The organism is Streptomyces sp. NPDC033178, from assembly GCF_055577685.1.
The window spans coordinates 184,121-209,743 of sequence record NZ_JBVIPT010000014.1 but is presented as its reverse complement, the minus strand read 5'-3'; the positions used below and the strand labels follow the sequence as shown (position 1 = coordinate 209,743).

29 protein-coding genes and 2 pseudogenes are annotated in these 25,623 nt (G+C 70.1%); 16 read left to right on the top strand and 15 right to left on the bottom strand.

Annotated features, from left to right (window positions below):
- Positions 1–79 precede the first annotated feature (79 nt).
- The 3 genes from ACZ5VQ_RS31755 to ACZ5VQ_RS31745 all read right to left on the bottom strand — a co-directional run bounded on the left by ACZ5VQ_RS31755 (position 80) and on the right by ACZ5VQ_RS31745 (position 3,131).
- Positions 80–964, bottom strand: coding sequence for a glycoside hydrolase family 19 protein (locus ACZ5VQ_RS31755; protein WP_469107908.1), 885 nt, complete (start codon positions 962–964; stop codon positions 80–82).
- A 196-nt stretch (positions 965–1,160) separates the two neighbouring features.
- A complete protein-coding gene (locus tag ACZ5VQ_RS31750) occupies positions 1,161–2,573 on the bottom strand; it encodes an aldehyde dehydrogenase family protein (protein ID WP_469107907.1) in 1,413 nt (470 codons plus the stop codon).
- A 111-nt stretch (positions 2,574–2,684) separates the two neighbouring features.
- Positions 2,685–3,131 carry a MarR family winged helix-turn-helix transcriptional regulator gene (locus ACZ5VQ_RS31745; RefSeq protein WP_469107906.1) on the bottom strand — a complete coding sequence of 149 codons (447 nt, stop codon included), beginning with the start codon at positions 3,129–3,131 and terminating at the stop codon, positions 2,685–2,687.
- Positions 3,132–3,336: 205 nt separating this feature from the next.
- Here ACZ5VQ_RS31745 and ACZ5VQ_RS31740 point away from each other — a divergent pair, with 205 nt between their 5' ends.
- The 6 genes from ACZ5VQ_RS31740 to urtE all read left to right on the top strand — a co-directional run bounded on the left by ACZ5VQ_RS31740 (position 3,337) and on the right by urtE (position 9,593).
- Positions 3,337–4,449: a substrate-binding domain-containing protein gene (locus ACZ5VQ_RS31740; protein ID WP_469107905.1), complete on the top strand. Its 1,113-nt coding sequence runs from the start codon at positions 3,337–3,339 to the stop codon at positions 4,447–4,449.
- Between the two features lie 306 nt (positions 4,450–4,755).
- On the top strand, positions 4,756–5,979 hold the full coding sequence (gene urtA / locus ACZ5VQ_RS31735) for an urea ABC transporter substrate-binding protein (protein WP_469107904.1): 1,224 nt from the start codon (positions 4,756–4,758) through the stop codon (positions 5,977–5,979).
- A gap of 72 nt (positions 5,980–6,051) precedes the next feature.
- Entirely contained in the window at positions 6,052–6,948 is an 897-nt protein-coding gene (gene urtB / locus ACZ5VQ_RS31730; RefSeq protein ID WP_055610439.1) for an urea ABC transporter permease subunit UrtB, read from the top strand.
- The gene (gene urtC / locus ACZ5VQ_RS31725) at positions 6,945–8,072 is read left to right on the top strand and encodes an urea ABC transporter permease subunit UrtC (protein WP_469107903.1); all 1,128 of its coding nucleotides are present in this window, start codon (positions 6,945–6,947) and stop codon (positions 8,070–8,072) included. The genes urtB and urtC overlap by 4 nt, the downstream gene beginning before the upstream one ends.
- Complete coding sequence (gene urtD, locus ACZ5VQ_RS31720; RefSeq protein ID WP_469107902.1) at positions 8,069–8,890, top strand: urea ABC transporter ATP-binding protein UrtD; 822 nt, start codon at positions 8,069–8,071, stop codon at positions 8,888–8,890. Before urtC ends, urtD begins: the two co-directional genes overlap by 4 nt.
- A 7-nt stretch (positions 8,891–8,897) precedes the next feature.
- Positions 8,898–9,593: an urea ABC transporter ATP-binding subunit UrtE gene (gene urtE, locus ACZ5VQ_RS31715; protein ID WP_469107901.1), complete on the top strand. Its 696-nt coding sequence runs from the start codon at positions 8,898–8,900 to the stop codon at positions 9,591–9,593.
- Between the two features lie 39 nt (positions 9,594–9,632).
- On the opposite strand, the gene ACZ5VQ_RS31710 is transcribed toward urtE, so the two are convergent.
- From ACZ5VQ_RS31710 to ACZ5VQ_RS31675, 8 genes are all read right to left on the bottom strand, one after another.
- Positions 9,633–10,829, bottom strand: coding sequence for an RNA polymerase sigma factor (locus ACZ5VQ_RS31710; protein ID WP_469107900.1), 1,197 nt, complete (start codon positions 10,827–10,829; stop codon positions 9,633–9,635).
- A 27-nt stretch (positions 10,830–10,856) separates the two neighbouring features.
- Positions 10,857–11,210: a YciI family protein gene (locus tag ACZ5VQ_RS31705; protein ID WP_469107899.1), complete on the bottom strand. Its 354-nt coding sequence runs from the start codon at positions 11,208–11,210 to the stop codon at positions 10,857–10,859.
- Between the two features lie 92 nt (positions 11,211–11,302).
- A complete protein-coding gene (locus tag ACZ5VQ_RS31700) occupies positions 11,303–12,007 on the bottom strand; it encodes a DNA polymerase beta superfamily protein (protein ID WP_469107898.1) in 705 nt (234 codons plus the stop codon).
- Between the two features lie 142 nt (positions 12,008–12,149).
- Positions 12,150–13,295, bottom strand: a complete 1,146-nt coding sequence (locus ACZ5VQ_RS31695; RefSeq protein ID WP_469107897.1) for an LLM class flavin-dependent oxidoreductase — start codon at positions 13,293–13,295, stop codon at positions 12,150–12,152.
- Positions 13,296–13,398: 103 nt separating this feature from the next.
- Positions 13,399–14,643 (bottom strand): SfnB family sulfur acquisition oxidoreductase, encoded by a 1,245-nt coding sequence (locus ACZ5VQ_RS31690; protein ID WP_469107896.1) that lies wholly within the window; start codon positions 14,641–14,643, stop codon positions 13,399–13,401.
- Between the two features lie 2 nt (positions 14,644–14,645).
- A complete protein-coding gene (ssuE, locus tag ACZ5VQ_RS31685; RefSeq protein ID WP_469107895.1) occupies positions 14,646–15,200 on the bottom strand; it encodes an NADPH-dependent FMN reductase in 555 nt (184 codons plus the stop codon).
- 64 nt (positions 15,201–15,264) lie between these two features.
- Positions 15,265–15,789: an LLM class flavin-dependent oxidoreductase gene (locus ACZ5VQ_RS31680; protein ID WP_469108021.1), complete on the bottom strand. Its 525-nt coding sequence runs from the start codon at positions 15,787–15,789 to the stop codon at positions 15,265–15,267.
- A gap of 125 nt (positions 15,790–15,914) precedes the next feature.
- Entirely contained in the window at positions 15,915–15,992 is a 78-nt protein-coding gene (locus ACZ5VQ_RS31675) for a putative leader peptide (RefSeq protein WP_353963659.1), read from the bottom strand.
- Positions 15,993–16,135: 143 nt separating this feature from the next.
- On the opposite strand from ACZ5VQ_RS31675, the gene ACZ5VQ_RS31670 reads away from it, so the two are divergent.
- Positions 16,136–17,056, top strand: a complete 921-nt coding sequence (locus tag ACZ5VQ_RS31670) for a LysR family transcriptional regulator (RefSeq protein ID WP_469107894.1) — start codon at positions 16,136–16,138, stop codon at positions 17,054–17,056.
- 49 nt (positions 17,057–17,105) lie between these two features.
- Here ACZ5VQ_RS31670 and ACZ5VQ_RS31665 read toward each other — a convergent pair whose 3' ends face one another.
- Complete coding sequence (locus tag ACZ5VQ_RS31665; protein WP_200400627.1) at positions 17,106–17,294, bottom strand: hypothetical protein; 189 nt, start codon at positions 17,292–17,294, stop codon at positions 17,106–17,108.
- Between the two features lie 164 nt (positions 17,295–17,458).
- Here ACZ5VQ_RS31665 and ACZ5VQ_RS31660 point away from each other — a divergent pair.
- The 4 genes and pseudogenes from ACZ5VQ_RS31660 to ACZ5VQ_RS31645 form a co-directional block, all read left to right on the top strand.
- Positions 17,459–17,723: pseudogene (locus ACZ5VQ_RS31660) on the top strand (NAD(P)H-binding protein); the annotation flags it as partial.
- The gene (locus ACZ5VQ_RS31655) at positions 17,604–17,906 is read left to right on the top strand and encodes an FAD-binding domain-containing protein (RefSeq protein ID WP_469107893.1); all 303 of its coding nucleotides are present in this window, start codon (positions 17,604–17,606) and stop codon (positions 17,904–17,906) included. The pseudogene ACZ5VQ_RS31660 and the gene ACZ5VQ_RS31655, both read left to right, overlap by 120 nt.
- Positions 17,907–18,075: 169 nt before the next feature.
- Positions 18,076–18,629: pseudogene (locus tag ACZ5VQ_RS31650) on the top strand (sigma factor).
- Positions 18,601–19,041 (top strand): SPW repeat protein, encoded by a 441-nt coding sequence (locus ACZ5VQ_RS31645; RefSeq protein ID WP_469107892.1) that lies wholly within the window; start codon positions 18,601–18,603, stop codon positions 19,039–19,041. Before ACZ5VQ_RS31650 ends, ACZ5VQ_RS31645 begins: the two are co-directional and overlap by 29 nt.
- A 101-nt stretch (positions 19,042–19,142) precedes the next feature.
- Here ACZ5VQ_RS31645 and ACZ5VQ_RS31640 read toward each other — a convergent pair whose 3' ends face one another.
- Positions 19,143–19,934: an ArsR/SmtB family transcription factor gene (locus ACZ5VQ_RS31640; RefSeq protein ID WP_469107891.1), complete on the bottom strand. Its 792-nt coding sequence runs from the start codon at positions 19,932–19,934 to the stop codon at positions 19,143–19,145.
- Positions 19,935–20,110: 176 nt separating this feature from the next.
- Here ACZ5VQ_RS31640 and ACZ5VQ_RS31635 point away from each other — a divergent pair, with 176 nt between their 5' ends.
- The 5 genes from ACZ5VQ_RS31635 to ACZ5VQ_RS31615 all read left to right on the top strand — a co-directional run bounded on the left by ACZ5VQ_RS31635 (position 20,111) and on the right by ACZ5VQ_RS31615 (position 23,973).
- Entirely contained in the window at positions 20,111–21,346 is a 1,236-nt protein-coding gene (locus tag ACZ5VQ_RS31635; protein ID WP_469107890.1) for an aminoglycoside phosphotransferase family protein, read from the top strand.
- Between the two features lie 52 nt (positions 21,347–21,398).
- A complete protein-coding gene (locus ACZ5VQ_RS31630) occupies positions 21,399–21,959 on the top strand; it encodes a GNAT family N-acetyltransferase (protein ID WP_469107889.1) in 561 nt (186 codons plus the stop codon).
- Between the two features lie 55 nt (positions 21,960–22,014).
- Positions 22,015–22,560 carry an ATP-binding protein gene (locus ACZ5VQ_RS31625; RefSeq protein WP_362085052.1) on the top strand — a complete coding sequence of 182 codons (546 nt, stop codon included), beginning with the start codon at positions 22,015–22,017 and terminating at the stop codon, positions 22,558–22,560.
- 84 nt (positions 22,561–22,644) lie between these two features.
- Positions 22,645–22,911 carry a GlsB/YeaQ/YmgE family stress response membrane protein gene (locus ACZ5VQ_RS31620; RefSeq protein ID WP_200400619.1) on the top strand — a complete coding sequence of 89 codons (267 nt, stop codon included), beginning with the start codon at positions 22,645–22,647 and terminating at the stop codon, positions 22,909–22,911.
- 180 nt (positions 22,912–23,091) lie between these two features.
- Complete coding sequence (locus tag ACZ5VQ_RS31615; protein WP_469107888.1) at positions 23,092–23,973, top strand: GNAT family N-acetyltransferase; 882 nt, start codon at positions 23,092–23,094, stop codon at positions 23,971–23,973.
- A 57-nt stretch (positions 23,974–24,030) separates the two neighbouring features.
- Here ACZ5VQ_RS31615 and ACZ5VQ_RS31610 read toward each other — a convergent pair whose 3' ends face one another.
- Positions 24,031–24,813 (bottom strand): GNAT family N-acetyltransferase, encoded by a 783-nt coding sequence (locus tag ACZ5VQ_RS31610; protein WP_469107887.1) that lies wholly within the window; start codon positions 24,811–24,813, stop codon positions 24,031–24,033.
- A gap of 78 nt (positions 24,814–24,891) precedes the next feature.
- Positions 24,892–25,611 carry a 2OG-Fe(II) oxygenase gene (locus ACZ5VQ_RS31605; protein ID WP_469107886.1) on the bottom strand — a complete coding sequence of 240 codons (720 nt, stop codon included), beginning with the start codon at positions 25,609–25,611 and terminating at the stop codon, positions 24,892–24,894.
- Between the last annotated feature and the right edge of the window lie 12 nt (positions 25,612–25,623).

Here is a 25,623-nt window from a genome sequence, read left to right as displayed (position 1 = left end):
GTCAATAGCCCGACCGGCCGGACAGGGCGGCGACATCGAGCCGCCGCCCCACGGCCGCCGGGGATACCCGGGCGGTACCTCAGCAGTACAGGTTGTTGCCCGGCGAGACGCCGAGGATCGAGGTGAACCGCTGGTAGTTGTTCACCCGGCTCTGCACCTGGGCGGGATTCTTGCCGTCGCACTCCAGCGAGCCGTTGATGGAGCGGATGGTCTGGCCGAAGCCGGCGCCGTTGACCATCGCGTTGTGGCCGGTCATCGTGCCGGGGCCGTTCTGGGTGTTCCAGTACCAGAGGCCGGTCTTCCAGGCCACGGCGGCGTCGTTCTGCACGAGCCAGGGGTTGTTGAGGAGGTCGATGCCGAGCGCGTCGCCGGCGGCCTTGTAGTTGAAGTTCCAGCTGAGCTGGATCGGCCCGCGGCCGTAGTACGCGGCCTGCCCTGCCGGGCAGCCGTACGGCTGGCCCCAGTCGCAGTAGTGCGGGTAGTTGGCGGTGTTCTGCTCGACGATGTGGACCAGTCCGCCGGTCTCATGGCTGACGTTGGCGAGGAAGGCCGCGGCCTCCTGCTTCTTCACGGTGTCGCTGCCGGTGTTCGCGAAGGCCGGGTAGGCGCTCATCGCGGCCTTCAGCCCGCTGTACGTGTAGAAGGAGTTCCGGCTCGGGAACATCTGGTTGAACTGCGCCTCGCTCACGACGAAGCCGGAGGGGTTGGTGCCTCCATCACAGGCGTACGGCTCCCAGTACCAGGTGCTGATCGTGGGGTCGTAGCCCGGGTTGTCGTGCTCGGCTATGTAGGCCTTGCCGTCGGTGTAGCGGACGATGTTGCCGGTCACGTAGGACTTGCCGGCCACCCAGCTCGGGTAGCTCGAACAGGCCGCCGCGGACGCGCTCGACGCCGGCAGGAGCACCGGCGCGGCGCTTGCGAGCATGAGCGCGGCCACGAACGCGGAGATACGACGCCTCGACACAGGACCAACTCCTTCGCGGAGCACGGCCGCCCCTGTACGAGGGCAGAGCGAAGCGGAACCTTGTGCGCGCAGGCCGGTGTGACCGGCCACGGCGTACGGGGCGGCCGTGGTGGGGGGTGTGGAGGCACACTCAACTCCCTTGGTCTGGACCAGTCAAGGGTGTAGACCAGTCAACCCGCCCCGCGGCCGCTCCGGTTCAGCTCAGCGGCTTCTCCAGAACCGCCTTGCGGTGGCTGAACGTCTCGATCGAGTAGCGGCCGTGGTAGTTGCCCATGCCGCTTTCGCCGACGCCGCCGAACGGCAGGTCGGAGACGGTGAGATGGGCGAGCGGCAGGCCGAAGCCGAGGCCGCCGGAGGACGTTTCGGCGGCGAGGCGCTCGCGGGTGACGTCGGACTCGGTGAAGACGTACAGAGCCAGGGGCTTGTCCCGGTCGTTGATGAATTCGATGGCCTCGTCAAGCCCCGGCACGGTCACGATCGGCAGGACCGGGCCGAAGATCTCCTCGCCCATGACCGGCGAGTCGGGGTCCACGTCGGCGAGAACGGTCGGCGCGATGTACTTGGTGGCGCGGTCGCTGCCACCGCCCACGACGACACGGCCGGAGTCGAGCAGTCCGCTGAGGCGGTCGAAGTGCCGCTCGTTGATGATCCGGCCGTACTCGGTGGAGGTGGCGGCGTCGGACCCGTACAGGTCCTCGACGGCCTTGGCCAGAACCGGTTCCAGGGCGCGGGCCGTCTCCGGGTCGGTGAGTACGTAGTCGGGGGCGACGCAGGTCTGCCCGGCGTTGAGGAACTTGCCGCGGGCGAGGCGGTCGGCGACGACGGACAGGTCGGCGTCCCGGTCGACGAACGCCGGGGACTTGCCGCCGAGTTCGAGGGCGACCGGGGTGAGGTGCTGGACGGCGGCGGTCATGACGATGCGACCGACGGTGCCGTTCCCGGTGTAGAAGATGTGGTCGAAACGCTCGGCGAGCAGGGCCGTGGTCTCGGGGATGCCTCCCTCGACGACGGCGACCGCGTCGGTGTCGAGGTACTCGGGCAGGAACCGGGCGAGGAAGGCGGAGGTGGCCGGGGCCAGCTCACTGGGCTTGACGACGACCGCGTTGCCCGCGGCGAGCGCGCCGACCATCGGCGCGAGCAGGAGCTGCGCCGGGTAGTTCCAGGGCGCGATGACCAGGACGACACCGAGCGGGTCGTACTGCGTCCAGGCCGTGGCGTCCTCGCCGAGGTGCGCGGGAACGGGGGCGGACTCGGGGCGCAGCCACTCGTCGAGGTGCTCCAGGGTGTGGTCGATCTCCCGCACGACGAAGTTGATCTCCGTGCGGAACGCCTCGGTGGAGCTCTTGCCCAGGTCGGCGTGGAGGGCCGCGGCCAGGTCCTCGCCGTGCGTGGTGAGCAGCTCGCGCAGGCGGCGCAGCTGGGTGGTGCGCCATACGACGGGCTTGGTGCGGCCGGAGCGGAAGGTGGCGCGCAGCCGGGCCACGACGTCGGAGGGCTGCTCGGGGGTGGGCTGGTTCACGGTGCCTCGCTGGTCGGAGTGGGCCGGTGGCCCGCATGCGGTCGGGTTGAGCGACAAGCTCGATGTATATGCCAACCATTTATACGGCATCGTGATTCCGCACCACGCGAAGCAAGTGGCCATGAGCGTCACAGATCACACCGAGGGCTCAACGGCCACACTCGGCGGGCCTCTCCACCGGCCGCCGGAACCCTCCGCGGACTACACCGAGGACTCTGCGGCCGCCCCGTCGAGCGTGTCCGCCAGCCGGTGCAGCAGCCCCCGCAGCAGTTCGTCGTCGCCGTCGCTCAGGACGGGCCACCGGGTGCGGACCTCGCGGTCGACGCGCCGCCAGTGGTCCTCGCCGCGCGGGGTGAGGTGGGCGAGGATGCGCCGCCGGTCCAGGGGGTCGACGCGTCGGTAGACGAGGTTCTGGTCGACGAGCTGGTCGACCAGTTTGGTGAGGGTCGGCGGCGGCAGGAAGGCCGCTTCGGCAACCGCGGCCATGGGATGCCCCTCACCGTCGGAGAGCAGAGTGAGCACACGCCAGGCGTCGAGCGTGCAGCCGTGCTCGTCCAGCGCGGCCTGGAGCCGGCGCGCCGCCAGACGCTCGGCCCGCGTCAAGAGATGCATGAGGTCCTGAGACCGACGCGGAGGTGGGGTCGGCATCCTTCTCCTCGCTCCCGGGGGTCAGCACATCGTACAAGTCCCGCTTCCCACAAGGATCTCCCACATCTGCCGCCGCACGCGCGCACCGCGTGCCGGGGTCCTGCCGCCGCACACCCATCGAGTCCAGGTTCCTGCCGCCCCCCGGGCGCGGACCGTACCCCGAGACGGATTGGAGTTCACCCGGCGTTCCCGGAATCATGCCCCCATGGTCCGGCTCGACCCGCCTCCGCTCGACTGGTTCACGGCCGACGACTCGGTCGTCAGCGTGGCGCTGGTCTTTCCCATGCAGGGCGCCGCGGGAATCTTCGGACCCACGTGCGAGTTGTGCGCGCGGCTCGCCGTGGAGGAGGTCAACCGCTCGGGCGGGGTGCTCGGCAAGGAGCTGCGGCTGCTGCCGGTCGACGGCGGCGCCGAGCCGCACCGCATCGCCGAGAACGTCGAGGCACTGGTCGACCTCGGCATCGTGCAGGGCGTCACCGGCTGGCACATCTCCTCCGTACGCCAGACGCTGGCCCCGCGGATCGCCCACCGGGTGCCGTACGTGTACACGGCGCTGTACGAGGGCGGCGAGGACACGGCCGGTGTGTTCCTGACGAGCGAGACCCCGAACGACCAACTGCGGCCCGCCATGCGGCTGTTGGCCCGTGAGCACCGAGTGCGCCGGTGGTTCGTCGTGGGCAACGACTATGTGTGGCCCCGCCGTACGGCCCGTGCGGCACACCGCTACGCGCGCGAGTCGGGCGGCGGTATCTGCGCGGAGGCGTATCTGCCGCTCGGCACGCACGACTTCGACGGCGTGCTGCGACGGATCGAGCGGTCGGAGGCGGACGCCGTGCTGATGCTGCTCGTGGGCAGCGACGCGGTCCGGTTCAACCGTGCGTTCGCCGCGTCCGGCCTCGACGAGCGGTGTCTTCGGCTGAGCACCCTGATGGACGAGAACATGCTGATGGCGAGCGGCCCCACGGCCACCACCGGCCTCTACAGCACGGCGGGTTTCTTCGCCTCCCTCGCCAATCAGGACACCCTCGACTTCCACGGCCAGTACGCCGGGCGGTACGGAGTCGAGGCACCGGTCCTCGGCAGCCTCGGCGAATCGTGTTACGAGGGAGTCCTGCTGCTCGCCGCGCTCATCGACCGGGCCAGGACCCTCGACGTCTCCGCGATCGGCGCGGCGGCGGACACCGTCTCGTACGAGGGGCCGCGCGGGCTGCTCCATCTGCGCGGCAGTCATGTGCGCCAGCGCATCTACCTGGCGCGGGCGGACGGCGTGGACTTCGACGTCGTGGCCCAGCTGGATCTTCACGAAACCCGGCCTTGACATGTCCGCGCATCCGCGAAGATACTTCCCGCAGGAAGTAATTAGAATGCCTCGGGCGAACTGTGAATTCATGCGAAGAATTCCGCCCCGGGCATTTTTTGTTTCCCGGTGAGAGCCGGAAGATACCGCCGGGAAAGTACCGCGAAACACCGTGGAAACAGGGTGACTTGAGGCTGTGGACCGCACTTCAGGAGGAGGTTGTCCTCCCAGCCCGAGGGGGTTCTTTTGTCCAGCGGTTCCAGCGGTTCCAGCGGTTCCAGTCGTTTCAAAGGTTTCAAGAAGTCCGGTCCTTCCCGGCGTCGCGTGATGGCGGGCGCCGCCGCGCTCACCGCCGTCGTGGTGCTCTCCGCGTGCGGCGCCAAGACCGACGCCGCGGGCGGGTCGTCCGACGCGGCCGCCAAGGCCGACACGAGCGGCGACACGGTCAAGGTCGGCCTGCTCAACTCGCTCTCCGGCACCATGGCGATCAGCGAGGTGACCGTACGCGACTCGCTGAAGCTGGCGATCGACGAGATCAACGCCTCGGGCGGAGTGCTCGGCAAGAAGGTCAGGCCGATCAGCGAGGACGGCGCCTCCGACTGGCCGACATTCGCCGAGAAGGCGAACAAGCTCATCAAGGAGGACCGGGTCACGGCCACCTTCGGCTGCTGGACCTCGGCGAGTCGCAAGGCCGTGAAGCCCGTCTTCGAGAAGAACAAGTCACTGCTGTTCTATCCCGTGCAGTACGAGGGACTTGAGGAGTCGCCGTACATCTTCTACACGGGTGCCACCACCAACCAGCAGATCGTCCCGGCGCTCGACTACCTCAAGAGCCAGGGCAAGAAGAGCATTTACCTCGTCGGCAGCGACTATGTCTTCCCGCGCACCGCCAACAAGATCATCAAGGCGTACGCGAAGGCCAACGGCATGAAGGTGCTCGGCGAGGACTACGCGCCGCTGGGTTCCACCGAGTTCAGCACCATCGCCAACAAGGTGAAGGCCGCGAAGGCCGACGCGGTGTTCAACACCCTCAACGGCGACTCGAACGTGGCCTTCTTCAAGGAGTACAAGTCGGCCGGCCTGACCGCCAAGAGCATGCCCGTCGTCTCGGTGTCGATCGCCGAGGAGGAGGTCAAGTCGATCGGATCGCAGTATCTGGCGGGCCAGTTGACGGCCTGGAACTACTACCAGACGACCGCGGGCGAGGCGAACACCAAGTTCGTGAAGGCGTACAAGGCCAAGTACGGCCAGGACAAGCCGACCAGTGACCCGATGGAGGCCGCGTACACCTCGGTCTACCTGTGGAAGGCGATGGTCGAGAAGGCCAAGTCCTTCGACCCGGAGAAGGTGAAGGCGGCCTCCGACGGCATCACCTTCGACGCTCCCGAGGGCGAGGTCACCGTGGACGGCGCGAGCCAGCACATCTACAAGACCGCCCGGATCGGGAAGATCGGCACCGACGGGCTGATCGAGCAGGTGTGGGACTCCGGCAAGGCCATCAAGCCGGACCCGTATCTGAAGGGCTACTCCTGGGCCTCCGGCCTCTCCTGACCGACCGTCACGTGCGGGCCGGCCCTCGGCGACGAGGGCCGGCCCCGCGTCCCGCCTCCCCGGAGCCGCCGTATGACCGTGATCCTCGGTCAGACCTTCACCGGCATCAGCATCGGTGCCGTCCTGCTGCTCATCGCGCTCGGGCTCTCGCTCACCTTCGGCCAGATGAACGTCATCAACATGGCCCACGGCGAGTTCATCATGGCCGGCGCCTACACCACGTACGTCCTCCAGAAGTCCATCTCCAGCGCGGGCCTCTCGCTGCTCGTCGCGCTGCCCGTCGCCTTCCTGGTCGCCGGTGCGCTCGGCGCGCTCCTTGAGTGGGTGCTCATCCGCCGTCTGTATCTGCGGCCGCTCGACACGCTGCTCGTCACCTGGGGTGTCTCGCTGATGCTCCAGCAGGCGGCCCGGGACATCTTCGGCGCGCCGAACGTGCAGACCCGCGCGCCCGACCTGCTCACCGGGAACATCACCGTCATCGGCGGCGACGATCCGCTGACCTTCGCCAACAGCCGTTTGTTCATTCTGGGGTTGGCGATCGCGGCCGTGGTCGCGCTGTCGCTGACCCTGCGGCTGACCCCGCTCGGCCGCCGGATCCGCGGGGTCGTGCAGAACCGGGATCTCGCCGAGGTGTCCGGCATCTCCACGTCGCGTGTGGACCGGACCGCGTTCTTCATCGGGTCCGGGCTCGCCGGAGTCGCGGGCGTCGCACTGACCCTGGTCGGTCCGATCGGTCCCACGATGGGCACCAACATCATCATCGACGCGTTCCTGGTGATCGTGGTCGGCGGCATCGGACAGCTCAAGGGAACGGTCATCGTCGCCTTCGTCCTCGGCGTCCTACAGTCCGTGCTCGAATACTCCACCACCGTCAGCGTCGCGAAGGTGCTCGTCCTCGTGGCCATCGTCGCGTTCCTCCAGTGGCGGCCCCAGGGGCTGTACACGCTGCGTACGAGGAGTCTCGTATGACCCTGCCGACTCTGCTCAAAGGCCGGTCGGCGCGCGCCTGGTCCGGATTCGCCGCGGCCGCGCTCGCCCTGTTCGCCGTGGCACCGCTGGCGCTGTCCGACTTCCGGCTCGGGCTGCTCGCCAAGTACCTGTGCACCGCGATGGTCGCCGTCGGCATCTGCCTCGCCTGGGGCCGCGGCGGACTGCTCACCCTCGGGCAGGGTGTGTTCTTCGGGCTCGGCGGCTACGCGATGGCGATGCATCTGAAGATCGCCGACGCGGGTCCGGGCAACCTTCCCGACTTCATGCAGCTGTACGGCACGGCCACCGAACTCCCTTGGTGGTGGCGCCCGTTCGAGACCCCGCTCTTCGCGCTCGCCGCGACCGTGCTGCTGCCGATGGCCGTCGCCGCGATCCTGGGCTCGTTCATCTTCCGCCGCCGGGTCAAGGGCGCGTACTTCGCGATCCTCAGCCAGGCGCTCGCCGCGGCCTTCGCGATCTGGCTGATCGGCCAGCAGGCCACGACCGGCGGCACCAACGGACTCACCGACATCCAGGGCTTCTTCGGCTACGACCTCAACGACCCGGTCAACCAGCGGATGGTGTACTTCATCATCGCCGCCGCGCTGTTGCTGCTGATCGCCATCGCCCGGCAGCTGATCCACAGCCGATACGGCGAACTCCTCGTCGCCGTACGGGACTCGGAGGAGCGCGTGCGCTTCCTCGGGTACAACCCGGCGAACGTGAAACTCGTCGCGTACGTCGTGGCGGCCGGCATGGCGGGGCTCGCGGGCGCGCTGTTCGTGCCCGCGGTCGGCATCATCTCCCCCGCGATGATCGGCATCGTGCCGTCGATCGAGTTCGTCATCGGTGCCGCGGTCGGTGGCCGGGCCAGCCTGGTCGGTGCGGTGCTCGGCGCGGTCGGGGTGGCCTGGGCGAAGACAGCGCTGTCGGAGGAGTTCCCGGCCGCCTGGACGTACTTCCAGGGGCTGTTGTTCATCGTGGCCCTGGCGTTCCTGCCGGGTGGTCTCGCCTCGCTGGTGGGGATCGTACGGCGGCGCAGGTCCTCGCGCGCGACCGGCGGCCCGGCCGGGGACGGGACCGGGGACAAGACGCCTGCCCTTCCTCTTGGAGAAGCAGCATGACTGAACTCTCGGGTCTTGAGATACGTCGACTGCGGGTGTCCTTCGACGGGTTCACCGCGGTCGACGGTGTGGACCTCGATGTGCGGCCGGGCGATCTGCGCTTCCTGATCGGTCCCAACGGCGCGGGCAAGACGACGCTCGTCGACGCCGTCACAGGTCTCGTGAAGGCCGAGGGCTCCGTGCTCTTCGGCGGCACGGAACTGCTGGGACGGAGCGTGCACACCATCGCCCGGTCGGGTATCGGCCGAACGTTCCAAACAGCCACCGTCTTCGAGGAGTTGACGGTCCTTCAGAACCTGGACATCGCGGCCGGCGCCGGACGCGGCATGCTGACGATGCTGCGGCGCCGCAAGGGCGTGCCGGAGCCCGTCGCGCGTGCGCTGGAGACGGTCGGGCTCGCGGAGCTGGCCGACTCCCCCGCCGGGACGCTCGCCCACGGGCAGAAGCAGTGGCTGGAGATCGGCATGCTGCTCGTGCAGGACGTAAGGCTGCTGCTGCTCGACGAGCCGGTCGCCGGGATGAGTCATGACGAACGCCAGTCCACGGGTGAGCTGTTGGAGCGGATCAGCGAGGAGCGGACCGTGGTCGTCATCGAGCACGACATGGACTTCATGCGGTCCTTCGCACGCAGCGTCAGCGTGCTGCACGCGGGCAAGGTGCTCAGCGAGGGGACGGTCTCCGAGGTGCAGGCCGATCCCAAGGTGCAGGAGGTGTACCTCGGGCACGCGGCCGTCGAGGGCGCCGAGTTGATCCTGCCTGAAGAGCCCGAGCCCGCGGGTGGCGCCGCCGCGCCGAGTGCGGCCGTACAGGAGGCGTGAGGCTGACATGAAGCTGGAGATCGACGACATCCGGGTCGGCTACCACCGCAGTCTGGTCCTGCACGGAGTCTCCGTGGAGGTGCCGGACGACGGCGTCGCCGCGGTGCTCGGGCACAACGGCGCGGGCAAGAGCACGCTGCTGCGGGCGGCCGTGGGACTGCTCACCCCGTCGAGCGGCGCGATCCGTCTCGACGGCGAGGACATCGGCCGCCGCAAGCCCCACGAGCGCGTGGCGCGCGGCATGGCGTACGTGCCGCAGGGCCAGCAGGCCTTTCCCCATCTCACGACGGCGGAGAACCTCCAACTGGTCGCGGACGGCCGCAAGCGCGGCAGGGCGGCGATCGACGAGGCGCTGGACCTGTTCCCCGCGCTGAGGACTCTGTCGGGGCGGCGGGCCGGGCTGCTCTCCGGCGGTCAGCGGCAGCAACTGGCCATCGCCCGAGCCCTGGTGACGGAGCCTCGGATTCTCCTGCTCGACGAGCCGACCGAGGGCATCCAGCCCTCGGTCGTGGCCGAGATCGAGGAGACGATCCTCGCGCTGGCCGCCCGCGGCGGGCTCTCGGTGCTCCTCGTCGAGCAGCACGTCGGCTTCGCGATGCGGGCGGCGCAGCGGTACTACGTCCTGGAAGCAGGCCGGGTCACGTCGTTCGGGGAGGGCGGGCAGGAGGCGGAGCGGTCGGTGCGGGAGGCGCTGAGCGTGTAGCGGTTCGCTCCAGGTTCACTCCGCCTGGAGCGCCCAGGCCTACTCCACCTGGAGTTCCGCCCTGCGGCGCTCCAGGTGGGCGCGCTCGGTCGGGTTCTCGGTGAGGGCGATGGCCGCCTCGTACGCCGCCACCGCTTCCGTCGGCCGCCCGAGGCGCCGCAGCAGGTCGGCTCGTACGGCGTGGAAGGCGTGGTAGCCGTCGAGATCGAGGGCGTCGACGAGGGCGAGAGCCGTACGCGGGCCCTCGGTCTCGGCGACCGCCACCGCGCGGTTGAGGGCGACGACCGGGCTCGGGGCGACGGCCATGAGCTGGTCGTACAGCTGGAGGATCTGGCCCCAGTCGGTGGCGGCCGCGGTGGGCGCGTCGCTGTGTACGGCGTTGATCGCGGCCTGGATCTGGTACGGGCCGGGCTGGTCGCGGCGTAGGCAGCGGCGCACCAGGGACTGTCCCTCGGCGATCAGGTCACGGTCCCAGCGGCGGCGGTCCTGGTCGGCGAGGAGGACCAGGTCTCCGTCGGGGGTCTCCCGGGCCGGACGGCGTGCCTCGATCAGGAGCATCAGAGCGAGCAGCCCGAGGACCTCCGGCTCGTCCGGCATCAGCTCGGCGAGGAGGCGGCCGAGGCGCACGGCCTCCGCGCAGAGGTCCTCCCGGCCGCCGTACCCCTCGTTGAAGATGAGGTAGACGACGGCCAGCACTCCCCTGACCCGTTCCGGGAGGTCGGCGTCTCGCGGGACGCGGTACGGGATACGGGCGTCCCGGATCTTGGCCTTGGCCCTGACCAGGCGCTGGGCCATGGTGGGTTCGGGTACGAGGAAGGCGCGTGCGATCTGTGGTGTGGTGAGCCCGCCGAGGAGCCGCAGGGTGAGGGCGACCTGAGCCTGGGTGGCGAGCGCGGGATGGCAGCAGGTGAAGATCAGGCGGAGCCGGTCGTCGCGCACGGGGCCCTCCTCGGGCGGTGCGTCGGGGGCGTACAGCTGAGCCGCCTCGGCGTGCCTGGCCTCACGCGTGGACTCGCGGCGCAGCCGGTCGACGGCCCGGTTCCGGGCGGTGGTGATGATCCACCCGGCCGGGCTGGGCGGGATCCCCGTCTCCGGCCACTTCCGCACCGCAGTGGCGAACGCGTCCTGGACCGCTTCCTCGGCGAGGTCGATGTCGCCGAGGAAACGGACGAGGACGGCGACCGCACGGCCGTATTCCGCGCGGAAGACGGCCTCGATGGCGCGGTTCGAGGTCATCTGCCCTCAGTCCTCAGTCCCACGCCCTCAGCCCTCGGCCTCACCCATGAAGGGCCGCACCTCGATGGGGAGCGTGGTCGCCAGCGTCGCCTTGCGGCCCCATTCGAGCGCCGCGTCGAGGTCGGGTGCCTTGATGAGACAGATCCCGCCGAGGTACTCCTTGCTCTCGGTGTACGGGCCGTCGGTGATCAGTACGTCCCCCTTGTCGGCCCGCAGCACGGTGGCCGTCTCGGGCCCGTGCAGTCCCCCGGCGAACACCCAGGCGCCGGCCTCCTTCAGTTCGGCGTGAAAGACCTCGAGGTTGCGCATGATCCCTTCCAGGACCTCGGGCTCGGGCGGCTCCCCCACCGGCTGCATCACGCTCAACAGGTAGTGCTTCATGACGTGTCCTCCTTGGTGGTCTCTCACTGACTACACGAAGGGGGAACCACCGGATCGACACACGCCACGACATCCACGGGAGATTTCTTCGGTCACCGCTCCGGCGCACCCGCCGGCGTGTAGTGGTGGGCGCGGACCCGGCGCAGCCACGCCTCGACGGGCGCCTCGTCGGGCTGTTCCGGCAGGGCGCTGGGGGTCTCGTCGAAGGCCGCCTCGTAGTGCTTGAGCAGAGGCAGCGCGGCCATGGCGTCGGCTGCCACCTGTTCGCCGAAGCGGTGGTACTCATCCGGGTCCTCGACGCGGATGCTCAGGCGCCCGGTGGCGTACAGCTCGAAGCCCTGGTGGCACAGGCGGCGCAGATGTCTGGCGTGCTTCGCGGTCCGTTTGCGGGTGTCCGCCGAGAAGGAGCCGTCACCGCGGTCGTAGAGGCGCTTGAACTGCTGGGTGGCGTACCCGAGATAGGCGTCACGGACGCGCTTCGCGGACAGCAACGTCGTACGGATGCCGATGAGTTCGTCGCCCAGCGGGGTGCGCACCTCGTACAACTCGTCGGGCAGCCACACCAGTTCGGTGACCGTCGGGTTGCCGCCCAGGGCGAGTCGGCACCACTTGGCCGCCTCGTGGAGGGTGCTGTCCGGCTTGGTCGTGACGTGGGACTCCTTCGGCGGGTGCAGGCCGTGGAGGTCCTCGGTGCGGGCGGCGAACATGCCGAGGCGGTCCACGTCCGAGCCCGCGTGGGCCAGACCGTAGGCGGTGGAGCCGACGATGCCGGACAGCAGGATGTTCGATGTCGTCACAGCCGTCCCCCTTGCCTGCGTGAGTTCCCTTGTACGAACCGGGCAGCCGGATCCTGCCGGGGCCCGGGTCAAGGTCACCACCTGGGAGGCGTCGGAGTACAGCGGTTTTCCGGGGGCGAGCAGGGGCCGCGCCCCCGGATCCTCAGCTCGCGAACGGCACCTGCGCCGTGGGGGCAGGCCGCTCGGCGAACGGGTGCTGCCACAAGCCCTGCGCGGCGAGCCGGGGCAGGACGCCCTCGCCGAACCAGTACGCCTCCTCCAGGTGCGGATAGCCGGACAGGACGAACTCCTCGATGCCGATGGCCTGGTACTCCTTGATCAGTTCGGCGACCTCGTCGTGGCTGCCGACCAGGGCGGTGCCCGCGCCGCCGCGCACGAGGCCGATGCCAGCCCAGAGGTTGGGGTGGATCTCCAGGCCGTCTCGGTTGCCACCGCCGTGCAGGGCGAGCATCCGCTGCTGGCCCTCGGACTCGCTGCGGGCGAGACCGGCCTGTACGGACTTCACGGTCTCCGGGTCGAATCCGGCCAGCAGCCGGTCCGCCTCCGCCCAGGCCTGCTCGGAGGTGTCACGGGTGATGACGTGCAGCCGGATGCCGAACCGGACGCTGCGGCCCTCCCTCTCCGCCAGCGCGCGGACCCACGCGATCTTCTCGGCGACCTGCGCGGGCGGTTCGCCCCAGGTGAGGTACACGTCCACGTGCTTGGCCGCGACCTCGCCCGCGATGGGCGAGGATCCGCCGAAGTAGACCTCGGGGACCGGGTCGGGGACGCGGGCGAGGCGGGCGTCCTCGACCTGGAGGAACTCGCCGGACAGGTCGACGGCCTTGCCCTCCCACAGGTCCCGGACGATCTGCAGGAACTCGCCGGTACGGCGGTAGCGGGCGTCCTTGTCGAGGAAGTCGCCGTAGGCGCGTTGCTCGAGGCTCTCGCCGCCGGTGACGACGTTCAGGAGGAGCCGTCCGCCGGACTGGCGCTGGAAGGTGGACGCCATCTGCGCGGCGAGCGTCGGGGAGACGAAGCCCGGCCGGAAGGCGACCAGGAACTTCAGCCGCTCGGTGTTCTGGCTGACCATCGCGGTGGTCAGCCAGGCGTCCTCGCACCAGGCCCCGGTGGGCGTGAGCGCACCGACGAAGCCCAGGTCCTCGGCGGCGCGGGCGATCTGGCTGAGATAGGCGACCGTCGGCGGCCGGTCCCGGCCGGACACCGTGGCCGGGGTGCCGTGGCCGCCGCCGACGACATGGCGGCTGTCGCCGTTGGTGGGCAGGAACCAGTGGAAGGTGAGGGACACGGGTCTGTTCTCCGATCGGGGGGTCTGGTGGGGTGCCATGGGCGCTTTCCGGGTCTCGGAGGAGTCGGTTCCCCGAGGGGTTCGGTCCGAGAGAAGTCCGGTCTCAGGGAAGTCCGTGCCGTGGCGGCGGCGTGCCGTTCAGTACGTACCGGCCGATGTGCTGGATCTTCCAGCGGGCCGGGTCGTGCAGTGTGTGGGTGCGGGCGTCGCGCCAATGCCGGTGCAGATTGAGGGAGTTGAGGGCCGACCGGGTGCCGGACACCTCGAAGAGCGCGCCTGACACCTCGACGGCGGTGCTCGCGGCGTGCGCCTTCGCGGCGGCCACGGCGATGGATGCCTCGGCCGCCGACGCCTCCGTGAGGTCGGCACGAGCCGTGTCGACCGCCCGGGCCGCCGCGCCGAGCAGCGCCTCGGTGGCCCGCACCTGAGCGGCCAGCTCTCCGAAGCGCTGGACGAGCAGCGGATCCTCGGCGGCGGTCTCGACACCGCTCTCGAACCACGGGCGGCTCTTCGTACGGACGAACTCCGCGGCCTTGGCGAGTGCGCCCGCCGCGATCCCGGCGTCGATGGCGGCGTGCAGCAACTGGGCCACCGCGCCGTGGAGTTGAGGTCCCCGGAAGGTGAGGTGGTGCGGGAGGACCCGGTCGGCGGGCACGGGCACGGCGTCGAGCCTGACGGTGCCGCTGGCGGTGGTGCGCTGGCCCATGCCGTCCCAGTCGTCGACGACCGTGAGGCCCTCGGCGTCCCGGGGCACGTACGCGACGTGCAGGTTGTCGTCCCGGCGCGGGCGAGCACCGGAATCCAGTCGGCGAACCCAGTCGGCGAACAGGGCACCCGTGGAGTAGTGCTTGACCCCGGGGAGGACGTACGAACCGTCCGGGGCCGGCTCCAGTCGGGTGCGGATGTCCTGGACGTGCTTCGTGCCGGCCTCCGACTGGGCGTTGCCGAAGCGGCGCCCGGCCAGCACCTCGCCGAAGAAGAACTCCCGCTGCTCCGGAGTTCCCTGACGGTGGATCACATTGACGTACACGAAATGGCTCTGCGGGATCTGGGCGAGGCTGGCGTCGGCCGAGGCGAGGAGCCGGAAGATCTCGGCGAGGGTCTCCTGGCGCACGTCGACGCCGCCGTACTCGGCGGGCACGGTGACGGTGAGCAGGCCGGAGACGGAGAGCAGGTCCAACTCCTCGCGGGGGAGCCTGCGTTCGGCGTCCCGCCGGGAGGCCCCGGCCCGGAACTCGTCAGCCAGCGCGGCGGCGACGGTCAGGGCCTCGGCATCGTCGGCGATGAGCTTGGCGGCGCCCCGTACGGAGGCCTGCGGAGTCGCCTGTGGGGAAGCCTGGGCGGACACCGTCAGCCCGCCGCGGCCAGGATCGGCGTACGGCCCAGGGCCTCGGAGAACTGGTCGAGCACCTGGGTCAGTGCCTCGGCGGCCGCGGGTGCCACCGTGAGTCCGCCGTCCTCGCCCACCGCGATGTCCTTGTCGAGGGTGAACCAGCCCTGGACGATGTGCCGGGCGCCCATGGAGCTGAGCACCGGGCGCAGGGCGTAGTCGATGGCCAGCACATGTGCGGTGGTGCCGCCGGTGGCCAGGGGCAGCACGGTCTTGCCGGTGAGGGCGTACTGCGGGAGCAGGTCGAGCAGCGCCTTGAGGACGCCCGAGTAGGCGGCCTTGTAGACGGGGGTGCCGATGACGATGCCGTCGGCGCGGTCGAAGAGCGCGGTGGCCTCGATGATCGCCGGGTGCCTGAAGTCGGCGCCGAGCAGGGCCTCGGCGGGGATCGTACGGACGTCGAGCGGGATCACCTCGTGTCCCTGCGCGGTCAGCCGGTTGTCCAGGTGGCGCAGGAGCCGGTTGGTGCGGGAGGAGGCGGAGGGGCTGCCGGAGACGGACAGGACGGTGGCCATGGGTCCTCTTTCGGGACGAGAGGCGCCTCCGCGCGGGAGGCGCCCGGAGTGAGGGAGCGGTCGGTCACGCGTGGACGGGGGCGGACTCGGGCTCGCTGTCAGGGAGTTGGGCTTCCAGTTCGCGTACGAGGGGGAGCACGCGGCGGCCGAAGTACTCGACCTCCTCGTGGTAGTGGAGGAAGCCGAGAAGCAGGAGGTCGACGCCGAGGCGCTTGTACGCGACGATCCGCTCGGCGATCTGCTCCGGGGTGCCGATCAGCCCCGTACGGAAGCCGTCGTTGTACTGGACGAGGTCCTCGAAGGAGGAGTCCTGCCACATGCCCTTGCCGTCCGCGGCGGACTGTCCTGCCTGCTTCACGGCGGCGCCGAATCCCTCGACGACCTCGCGGTCGGCGTGGGCGACGATCTCGCGGAGGGCCTCGCGGGCCTCGGCCTCGGTGTCACGGGCGATCAGAAAGCCGTTGAGGCTGAACTTCGGCGCCCTGCGGCCGACTTGGGCCGCCAATGCCCGTACGTCGACGGCGAAGCGGACGGGGTCTGCGGACGGGTTTTTGGCAGGCATGCGGAACTCCTGTTGCGGGGAATTCAGGCAGGCCGAATTCGGCGAGTGGCGGTGCGTTGCCGAATTCGGACGGCGAAAAGCGACTCACGGCTTTGCGGCAGCCGTGGGTGTCGGATCAAGAGGGGGGTGAGAGGCGCAGCGGATCCGGTGGATCAGGCCGCGGAGCAACAGGCGGCGCTGGAGACACGCGCGAGGTCGACATGGCGTCGCCGCGTGAGGTCCAGTCGCATCATCATGTTCTCGATCGTGGCAGCCGTCGGTCCGGACCGTCAAGGAATACCCGATCGGTCTCGCATCGCGGACCGGCGAATTTCACGAAGGCGTGACAGGGCAGCCCTTGAACAGGGTGGTGCGCGCACCGCATTCTGCTGGGGTGCGAATAGAGCAGCTGGAATACATCACGGCGGTCACCCGGCTGGGTTCGCTGCGCCGTGCCGCAGAAGAACTGCACCTGTCCCAGCCCGCGTTGAGCGAGACCGTACGGAATCTGGAGCGGGAACTCGGGGTCGATCTCCTGGAGCGAAAGCGGTCCGGCGCGAAGATGAGCGCGGAGGGGCGGGAGCTGCTGCCGCACATCATCAACGTCCTCGACGCGGTGGACCGGCTGCGGGGCGCCGCGGGCGAGCAGCACCGCATCAGTCGCATGGTGCGCGTCGGCACGGTGAACGCGGCGACGGTGCCACTGCTCATTCCGGCCGTACGGGAGTTCCGCGCCACGCATCCGGCGACGCAGGTGGAGGTCGTCGGCGCCCAGCAGTCGGAGATCCACCGGACCCTGTTGGAGGGTGGCTTCGACCTCGGTCTGGTGAACCACCTGGAGGGGGACGACGTGGCCGCCGACTTCGACTCGACGGAGCTGCTGCGCGGGCGGCCGGTGGTGTGCGTGCGGCCGGACAGTCCGCTCGCGTCGCTGTCAGTGGTGTCCGTGTCCGACCTGCTCGCCGAACCGCTCATCGCGATGCGCTCCGGCTATGTGATGCGCCGTTACGTCCACCGGCTGCTGGGCGACCGTGAGCCGTCCTTCTCCTACTCCACCGACGGTGCGGAGATGGGCAAGCTGATGGTGGCGGAAGGGCTGGGGGCCACGGTGCTGCCCGACTTCAGCGTGATCGACGATCCGCTGGAACGGCAGGGATCGATCGTCTGCCGTCCGCTGGCCGACGACTCGACGCGGGTGCTGTTGATGCTGCAGCGGCGCAGGGCGGACTCGGTGCCGCGGGCCGCCCACGATCTGCACGAGGCCTTCGTGGCCCGGGCGGCGGCACTCGGGGGAACGGTGACCCGCCGGTCGTGACGCGGAGCCGGCCGGGCTCGCCCAGAGGTGGGCGCCCTCCCGTGCGGGATCAGTCCTCGTCGCGCGCCGGGACCACCACGAGGAAGGCGTCCGACTTCAGGTCCATCACGACCGCCGCGGGCTGCCCCTCGGCGCGACGCCGTGCCGCGTACTCCTCCGCGGGCCACGATCCACGCGGGGCTCCCGCGGGAAACCGCTCCAGCACCTTCGCGCCCATGACGGCAGCCACCTCCAGCATCGACCAACGAGTCTCTTCCTGGACTTCGTCTGCCCCCGATCTGCGCGGACATGTGCCGACGCCCGCGACCCGGATGGCCGCAGTGGCCCGGTCGGCGCATCCGTCCGGGCCTTCACGAGGGAAGTGATCAGGAGGGGGACACCGAAACGGAAGGCCGAGAACTCATGAGCGGTGACGTCTCCGAAGGCGGGCTGCGGTACCTGGTGACGGGCGCGACGGGATACATCGGCGGCCGGCTCGTCCCGGAACTCCTCGCCGCCTGCCACCGGGTGCGCTGCATGGCCCGCTCCCCCGACGCCCTCCGTGACCATGAGTGGGCGGATGACGTCGAGGTGGTGCGCGGGGACGTCGCCGACCCCGAGTCCGTCGCCGGGGCGATGCGGGACATCGACGTCGCGTACTACCTGGTGCACGCGCTCGGCACGGGCATACGACCCGGACGGCACGTACGTCAGGCGCTGGGTGCCCGAACTCGAAGGGCTCGACGGGGCAGCCGTGCACGAGCCGTGGAAACTCAAGGGGCTCGAAGGCGCCGCCTACGACTATCCCGGTCCGATCGTCGAACTCGCCGACGGGCTGACCCGTTTCAGACATGCCCGCGGGCGGGCCTGAGAATCCGCCGGTGGTCCGCCCGTCCGTCAGTCTGCCGGTCCCGGCACGCTGTTCTCGTAACGGGCCGTAAGGACGGCCAGTGCGTAGTGCAGGCTCGGCGGCCGGAGCATGCCCTGCGCCGGTCGCCAAGGAGTCGGTCAGCGACGAGGAGCCGTTCACCGACGAGGAGTTGGCCTGCGGCCTTGCCGACGGCGACGAGGCCTGTCTGGCCGCCGTCCACCGCAGGTGGTCCGCGCTGGTCCACCTCGCCTGGAGTGCGCTGGGCGACGCGAGGGAGGCCGAGGACGTCACCCAGCAGGTCTTCCTGGGGGTGTGGCGCGGCCGTCACGGTTACCGGCCCGAACGCGGAGCGGTCGCGGCCTGGGTCGTGGGCATCACCAGACGCAGGATCGCCGACGCCCTGGCGGCCAGGACGCGCCACGCGGAGCTCGTCGCCCGGGCGGGATCGTCCTGGGACCTCACCCAGCCCAGATCGCCCAGTGCACCGGCTGGCCGCTGGGGACGGCCAAGAGCCATGCCCGACGCGGGCTGTGCAGGCTGCGTCGCTGTCTGCGTACGGACTACGCAACTCCTGCCTCCGCCGACCCGCCCACCTCTACACATAAAGAAGAAATAAGAGCAGAATGTACATACGCGGCGTCTACCGCATACCGCACAGTCGCGGTCAGGCCTGCAGACACAAAGGAGTCGAGTCATGGCCAACGTCTCGAACACCAGAGGTGACATAGCCAGCCACCCTGATGTATCCGAAATGCGGGATCGCTACGCCCGCATGCTCGGTGGTCGCGATGTGGCGCTCGTGGACGGACCGGTGTTCCTGCTCGGTCTGTACTGCGCCACCTCCCCGTGGATACTCCACTACACGACAAGCCAGCCCGCACTCGTGACGCACAACCTCATCATGGGCATCGCGATAGGCGTCCTGGCCCTCGGATTCACCACCAACCCGACCCGGATGTACGGCCTGAGCTGGGCCATGTGCGCGATGGGTGCGTGGATGATCATCTCGCCGTGGATCGTCGGCGAGAGCCCCGACGCGGGCGTCGTGCTCAACAACATCATCATCGGCGCTCTCGCCGTGGTGCTGGGGTTCATATGCGCGGCCACGTCCGCGAAGAACACATCACAGACGTAGCAGGACGTCTGCGCCGATGAGGACCGTCGGCCGGTCCGCGCGCCCACACCGCGGGCCGGCCGACGCATGTGCGCCCGACCGTCCCGTCACCCGGGGGCCGGTCAGTGCTCCGGCACCAGCCACGGCTCCTGCGGCAGCGGGCTGCCGGTCTCCAGGAGCGACTTCAGGTTGGCGAGGACGGCGGGCCAGCCGGCCGACACCTCCTTGACCGCGGTCTCGTCGGCGAGGTCCTCGTGCGTGACGGTGAGCCGGACGATCCCGCCGTGCGGCCGGATGTCGTAGGTGACCCTGGAGTACTTGTCCTCCTTGCCCTCGTCCTCGGGCGAGGCCCAGGTGGCCACCAGCCGGGTGGGCCGCTCGCTCTCCACGACGGTGCCGACCACGTCGGCGATCCCCGATCCGTCGATGCGCCGGTGCTCCCACCGGGATCCGGGGCGCCAGTCCTCGGAGACGTTGCTGTGACCCCAGTACGAGGCGGTCAGGTCGGCGTCGGTGAGCGCGTCCCAGACCTTCTCGGGCGTGCTGGCGATGTAGGTGACGTACACGAATGTCGGCTTGTCGCTCATGTCTTCCTCGGCTCGTTGTTTGACCGCACTGAGCGCGCGCAGACGCGGGCGCTCGAACTTGTCGATCCAGCGCTCCTGGATCTCGTGGAGCGGTACGGGGTTGAGGTAGTGCAGCTTTTCCCGGCCCCGCCGCACCGTGCTGACCAGGTTGGCCGCCTCCAGGACGGCCAGGTGCTGGGTGACCGACTGGCGGGTCATGTCGATGTGCTCGCACAGCTCCCCCAGCGTCTGTCCGCTGTGCTCGTGCAGCCTGTCGAGCAGCCGTCTGCGTGTCCCGTCGGCCAGGGCCTTGAAGACCTGGTCCGTCTCCGCGTCCCTGCCCGGCACTGGTCCACTCTCCGGCTCTGGTTCCTCGTCCGATCGCACACTCAACGTTATGCAGGTAATTACCTGCATGTCAATCGTCCGGCGCTCTCCGCCATCCCGTCCGGTGCCGTCTGCCATCCGGGGTACCCCGGCGATATTCGCTGGCCGCGGGCGGGCGGCTCGCTCAGACTGTCGCGGTGAGCCGAACTTTCAGTGCGTGGGTGACGTCGGGTGAGGACTTTCTCGGCGCCGTCGGCCCCTTCTCCGTCGACGTGCCGTGGTGGTCCGAGGTCGAGCCGGTCGTCCGGCGTCTGCAACAGGCGCTCGGGGTACGGGTGTTGGTGGTCCGTCTGCTGTCCGTGGACGGCGGGGAGGGCGGGCGCGACGGCCATGTGACGTACCACGTCGAGGCGTTGGAGCGTCCGGGCATACTGCTCCAACTTCCGGCGGATCCGGGGATGTTGTACGGATTCGATCCGCTGCGGGCTCCCTGGGCGCGGCTCGACGGACTCCGGGAGCTGCTCGACTGGTCGACACGCACGCTGGCCGGGAGGGGCCGGCCGGTGACCGGGCCGGTGGAGCAGCGCCGCACCTGGAACCTGGCCGGGCTCTTCCGGCTGCCCACCGACCGGGGTCCGGTCTGGCTCAAGGCCACTCCGCACTTCGCCTCGGACGAGGCGGAGGTCATCTCCGCGTTCGCCCGCATCGATCCGGGGCTGGTCCCGACCGTTCTGGGCGCGGCCGGCGGACGCGTCCTGATGGAGCACATCCCCGGCGAGGACTGCTGGAAGGCGTCGGCGGACACGGCCGCCTCCGGAGTGCGGCGCTTCGTCGCGGCGCAGGCGGCCCTCGCCGTACGGCCGGAGGAACGGCCCGCGAGCCTGCCGGACCGTCGTACGTCCGTCTTCGCGGAGCGGGTCCGGGAGTTGCTCGACGGCCCTGTCTCCGGCGGGCTGACCGCCCATGAGCTCCACGTGGCACGGGAGTTGACGGACCGTTGGCGACTGCTCGACGAGTGCGGGCTGCCGGACACGGTCGTGCACGGCGACTTCCACCCCGGCAACTGGCGCAGCGACGGCGGGCCCCCGGTGGTCGTCGACTTCGCCGACGCGCACTGGGGCAACCCGGTCCTGGACGCGCTGCGCGTGCACGCGTTCCTTCCCGAGGCCGTCCGAGCGGGCGCTGCCCGCGTCTGGGCGGACGCGTGGCTGGAGCAGGTACCGGGCAGCGATCCTGCCCGCGCGCTGGCCGTCGCCGAGCCGCTCGCGCATCTCGCGTACGCGGTGCGCTACCAGGAGTTCCTGGACGGCATCGAGCCGTCGGAGAGGATCTACCACCAGGACGATCCCGTGTCGGTGATCCGCGAGGCCGTGCGCCGCGCGACCGCTCCCGACCAGGGGCTCGCCGATCTGGGGCGCTCCGTCGTGCGGTGAGCGACACTCACGCGCCCTTGGCCGTCCGTCCGCGCGCGGGCAGGATCGCCTCATGGACAGCCCGCTGACACTCGCCCCGCCTCCGTCCCTGCGGCTCGAAGGAGAGGGTATTCACCTGCGCGAATGGTCCGAGGAAGACATCCCCGCCCTGGTCGAGCTGTACGACGACCCCGAGATCGCCCGCTGGACGCCGGTGGCCTCGCCGTTCGACACGATGGCGGCGCAGGTCTATCTCACCGAGGCCCAGGAGGCGCGGGCGCAGGGACGCAAGGTGCAGCTCGCGATCACCACGGACGGGGTCCTGCCCCAGGGTGAGGTGCTGCTGTTCCGCAGCAAGGCCGACGAGCGGGACGTCGAGATCGCCTACGGCGTGGGAGCCGCCCACCGGGGCCGGAGGCTGGCCTCCCGGGCCGTCCGCCTCCTCTCGGAGTACGCGGTGCGCCACACGGGAGCGCGGCGCGTGGTGCTGTGCATCGAGGAGGGCAACGCGGCCAGCATCGCCGTCGCCAGGTCCACCGGCTTCACGCTCACCGACGACGAGCCCGTACTGCGGACGTCACGGGGGCGGCAGATCACCCTGCGGACGTGGAGCCTCACCGGCGGCGCCGCGTAACCCTTCGGGCGGTTCTCGATCGCGGGAGCGCGCTCCCGGCTGGCAGGCTGCTCCCATGGATCATGCGGAGGTTCTGCTCATCGGTGGGCGCGCGGGTGTCGGGAAGTCGACAGTGGGCTGGGAGGTCTCGGCCCGGCTGCGGCGGGCGCAGGTCGCCCACGCCGTGCTGGAGGGCGACTTCATGGGGCAGGTGCATCCGGCACCGGAGGACGATCCGCACCGGGCGGGGATCACCGAGCGCAATCTGGCGGCGGTGTGGGCGAACTTCGCCGAGCTCGGCCACCGCCGCCTCATCTACACGAACACCGTGAGCGTGCTGACCGAGGCCGCCGGCATGTTCGAGCGGGCGATGGGCGAGGACGTACGGCTCGTACGCGTGCTCCTCACCGCCTCCGACGCCACCGCCGCCAAGCGGCTGAAGGGGCGCGAGCTGGGATCCGAGCTGGAGCAGGAGCTGCGGGGCAGCGCGCACAAGGCCAGGCTGCTGGAGGAACGGGCGCCCGCGGACACCGTACGGGTGGTCACGGACGACCGCGAGGTGATCGACATCGCGCGCGAAGTACTGGGAGTCACCGGCTGGACCGGTGACGGCGTCGGCTGAGGAAAACCGCCCGGACTGCACTCTCGCCGACGGGGCACTTGTAGACGTAAGGAGTATGACGAAGAGGGGCGAAGAGGGGCTGAGATGGAGATCTCGGGCATCATCAGTGCCATCGTGATCGGCATCATCATCGGTGTGCTGGGCCGGCTCGTTGTTCCGGGCCGTCAGCGCATCGGCATTCTGTGGACGATCGCGGTCGGCATCGTGGCCGCGCTCATCGGTTCGGCACTGGCCAACGCGTTCGACGTGTCCGACACCAACGGAGTGGACTGGATCGAGTGGCTGATCCAGATCGGACTCGCGGCGCTCGGTGTCGCGGCCCTGGACCGGTCGAAGGCAGGGCGCCGCTGACCAGGACAGATCCCGGCGCACCGCACGCCGGCGCTCCACGAGGTGTCCTCCGTCAACCGCATGGCGCGTCGCAGTACGAGCAGTACGAAAAGCTGTTGCAGGTCGTTCTCCGTCACGGCTAGCGTCTGCGGGTTTCCCCCCGCAGCCCGCACCGCACCTCGACCGTGACGGAGAACGACCTTGCCGCACCGCATCACCGCACTCACCGATCCCCGGCCCAGCGCGTCGAGCCGCCGTCTGGCATGGCTCGCGTCCGACGACGAGGGGGCGCCGGCCGGGTCCGCCTTTCTGCGGCTGTTCACCAAGGAAGGGCAGGAGCATCTCGCCGAGCTGGAGATCGCCGTGCACCGGACGGAGCGCCGGCGCGGTGTCGGCGGCGCCCTCCTGGACGCGGCTGTCGCGGCGGCACGGGACGAGCGGCGCCGCTCCCTCCTCGCCCAGGCCGAGGCCGGTTCCCCCGGCGACCTCTTCCTGACGGCGCGCGGTTTCCGCAGGGTGCTGGCGCTGACGTATGCCCGGCTCCCGCTGGCCGACGCCGACCTCCACCGGATCGACGAGATCGTCGAACAGCCCCATGAGGGCTACCGGTTGCTCCAGTGGGAGGGCACGGTGCCGCCCGAACTGGCCCGAACGTTCGCCGAATCGCGCCGGGCCATGGACGACATGCCGATGGACGGCACCGACTACGGCACGGTCGTCTGGGACGTGGACCGCGTGCTCTCGGCCGCCGAGGCCATCGCCAAGCGGGGCGAACTGCTGCACACCGTCGCCGTGGTGGACACCTCGGACGGGTCGGTCGTCGGCTTCTCCGAGCTCGTCGTGCCCGGCGACGGCCGGGGGGACGCACAGCACTACGGGACCGGCGTACTGCCCGAACACCGGGGCCACGGTCTCGGCCTCTGGATGAAGGCACAGTCCATCCGGCAGGCCCGCGAACACCACCCGGAACTAGGCGGCCTGCTCACGGACACGGCCGACAGCAACGCACCGATGCGCGGCATCAACGACACGCTCGGCTATCTGCCGACGCACAGGGCGGTGGAGTACCAACTCGATCTGTGACTCGATCTGCGAGGCGGCGTTGTCCTACCCGGGTCCGGGTGACATGCCCCCTTCCGACTACGAGGCCGCGTGCACGTACGGCGTGGTCGTCGTCAGTGGGGCGAAGCCGAGTCGTTCGAGGATGGGGCAGCTCTCGTCGGAGGCGTCGACCTGGAGATAGCGGTAGCCGCGGTCGGCGGCGATACGGGCGCGGTGGGCGACCAGTGCGCGGTAGATGCCCCGGCCGCGCCAGGCCTCGACGGTGCCGCCGCCCCAGAGTCCCGCGAACCGTGTGCCGGGGATGAGCTCCATACGGGCCGAGCTCACCGGCACGTCATCGGCGAGGGCCACGACCGCGACCACGGTGTCCGGCTCTTCGGCGAGCTGGGTGAGCAGCAGGTGGCGGAGCCGGGAGCTGTCCGTGCCGTAGAAGGCCTGCTCATGGACGTCGGCCACGAGGTCGACGCCCGCCGCGTCGGTGACGGGCCGCAGCTCGACGCCCTGCGGCAGCCGGACGTCGAGGTCCAGCTCGCCGACTTCCGCGATCATCAGCGTCTCCTCGGGTTCGGCCGTGAAGCCGGCCGCGCGCAGCCGTCGGCCCAGGTCGACGGGCCGGTCGTGCGCGTACAGCTTCCACTCGAACTCCAGGCCCAGGCTCGCGAAATGGCGCACCTGCCCGGCGATCGCCGCGTCCGCGTCGGCCTCCGAGAGGTCCGACCAGAGCACCCCGTTCCAGCCCTTCTCGGGTCCGACATGCCGCACCACCCCTGCGACACGCTCCACCACGGAGTCGAGGCCGAAGGGGCGCGCGCCCTCGCGCATGTCACGGTCGAACAGTGCCAGTACCGCTGCGTGATCCATTACGCCACTCCAGCATCCGTGGGACGGGCGGGCAACGGAGTTTCGGGCGAGTGGGTGTCCCGGCCGCCGACCGGGTCATCATTTGGCGTCGTGGAAGACCAGCCCGAGCGTGCGTCGCCGCCCGGAACGGACCGTGCTCACCCCGTGCCGCATGGGCCCGGTGGACCAGCCCCGCCTGGAAGCCACGGGGCGGTCACGGGTGGTGAAGATCAGGCCGTGGCCCTGGGGCAGGGTCGTGGACGAGCCCCTGGACTGGGCGCGCGGGCGCTGCTCGGTCATGATGAACTCGCCGCCTGTGAAGTCGGCTCCCGGGGCGTCGAGACCGATCACGACCTGGAGCGGGAAGAGCAGGTCGCCGAACACGTCCCGGTGCAGGGCGTTCCAGTCGCCCGGCCCGTAACGCAACAGAATCTGGGCGGACTTGGACTGTCCGGCCGCGTGGCACCGCTCCACCCACTCCCTCAACGTGTCGGGCCAGGGGGCGGGTTGCCCCAGTCTCTCGGCCCAGTCGCGGGCGACGGGCAGGAGCCACGGATAGAACGCCTCCCGCAACTCCCTTACAGCATCCGGTAGTTCATGGGTGAAGTAGCGGTACTGGCCGGAGCCGAAGCGATGGCGGGCCATGTCGATGGTCGCGCGGAACCGGTCGTCCTCGTCGTACAGGGCGGCGATCTCGTGGCACTGCCCGGGGGTGAGGAGCTGTCCGGTGAGCGCGTTGCCGTGCTCGTCGAGTTCGTCGGTCAGGGCGGCCCAGTCCTGCGCCGCGACCCGGGCCGCCGGGTGTGTGGTGTGGTTCATGGTGAGAGGTGC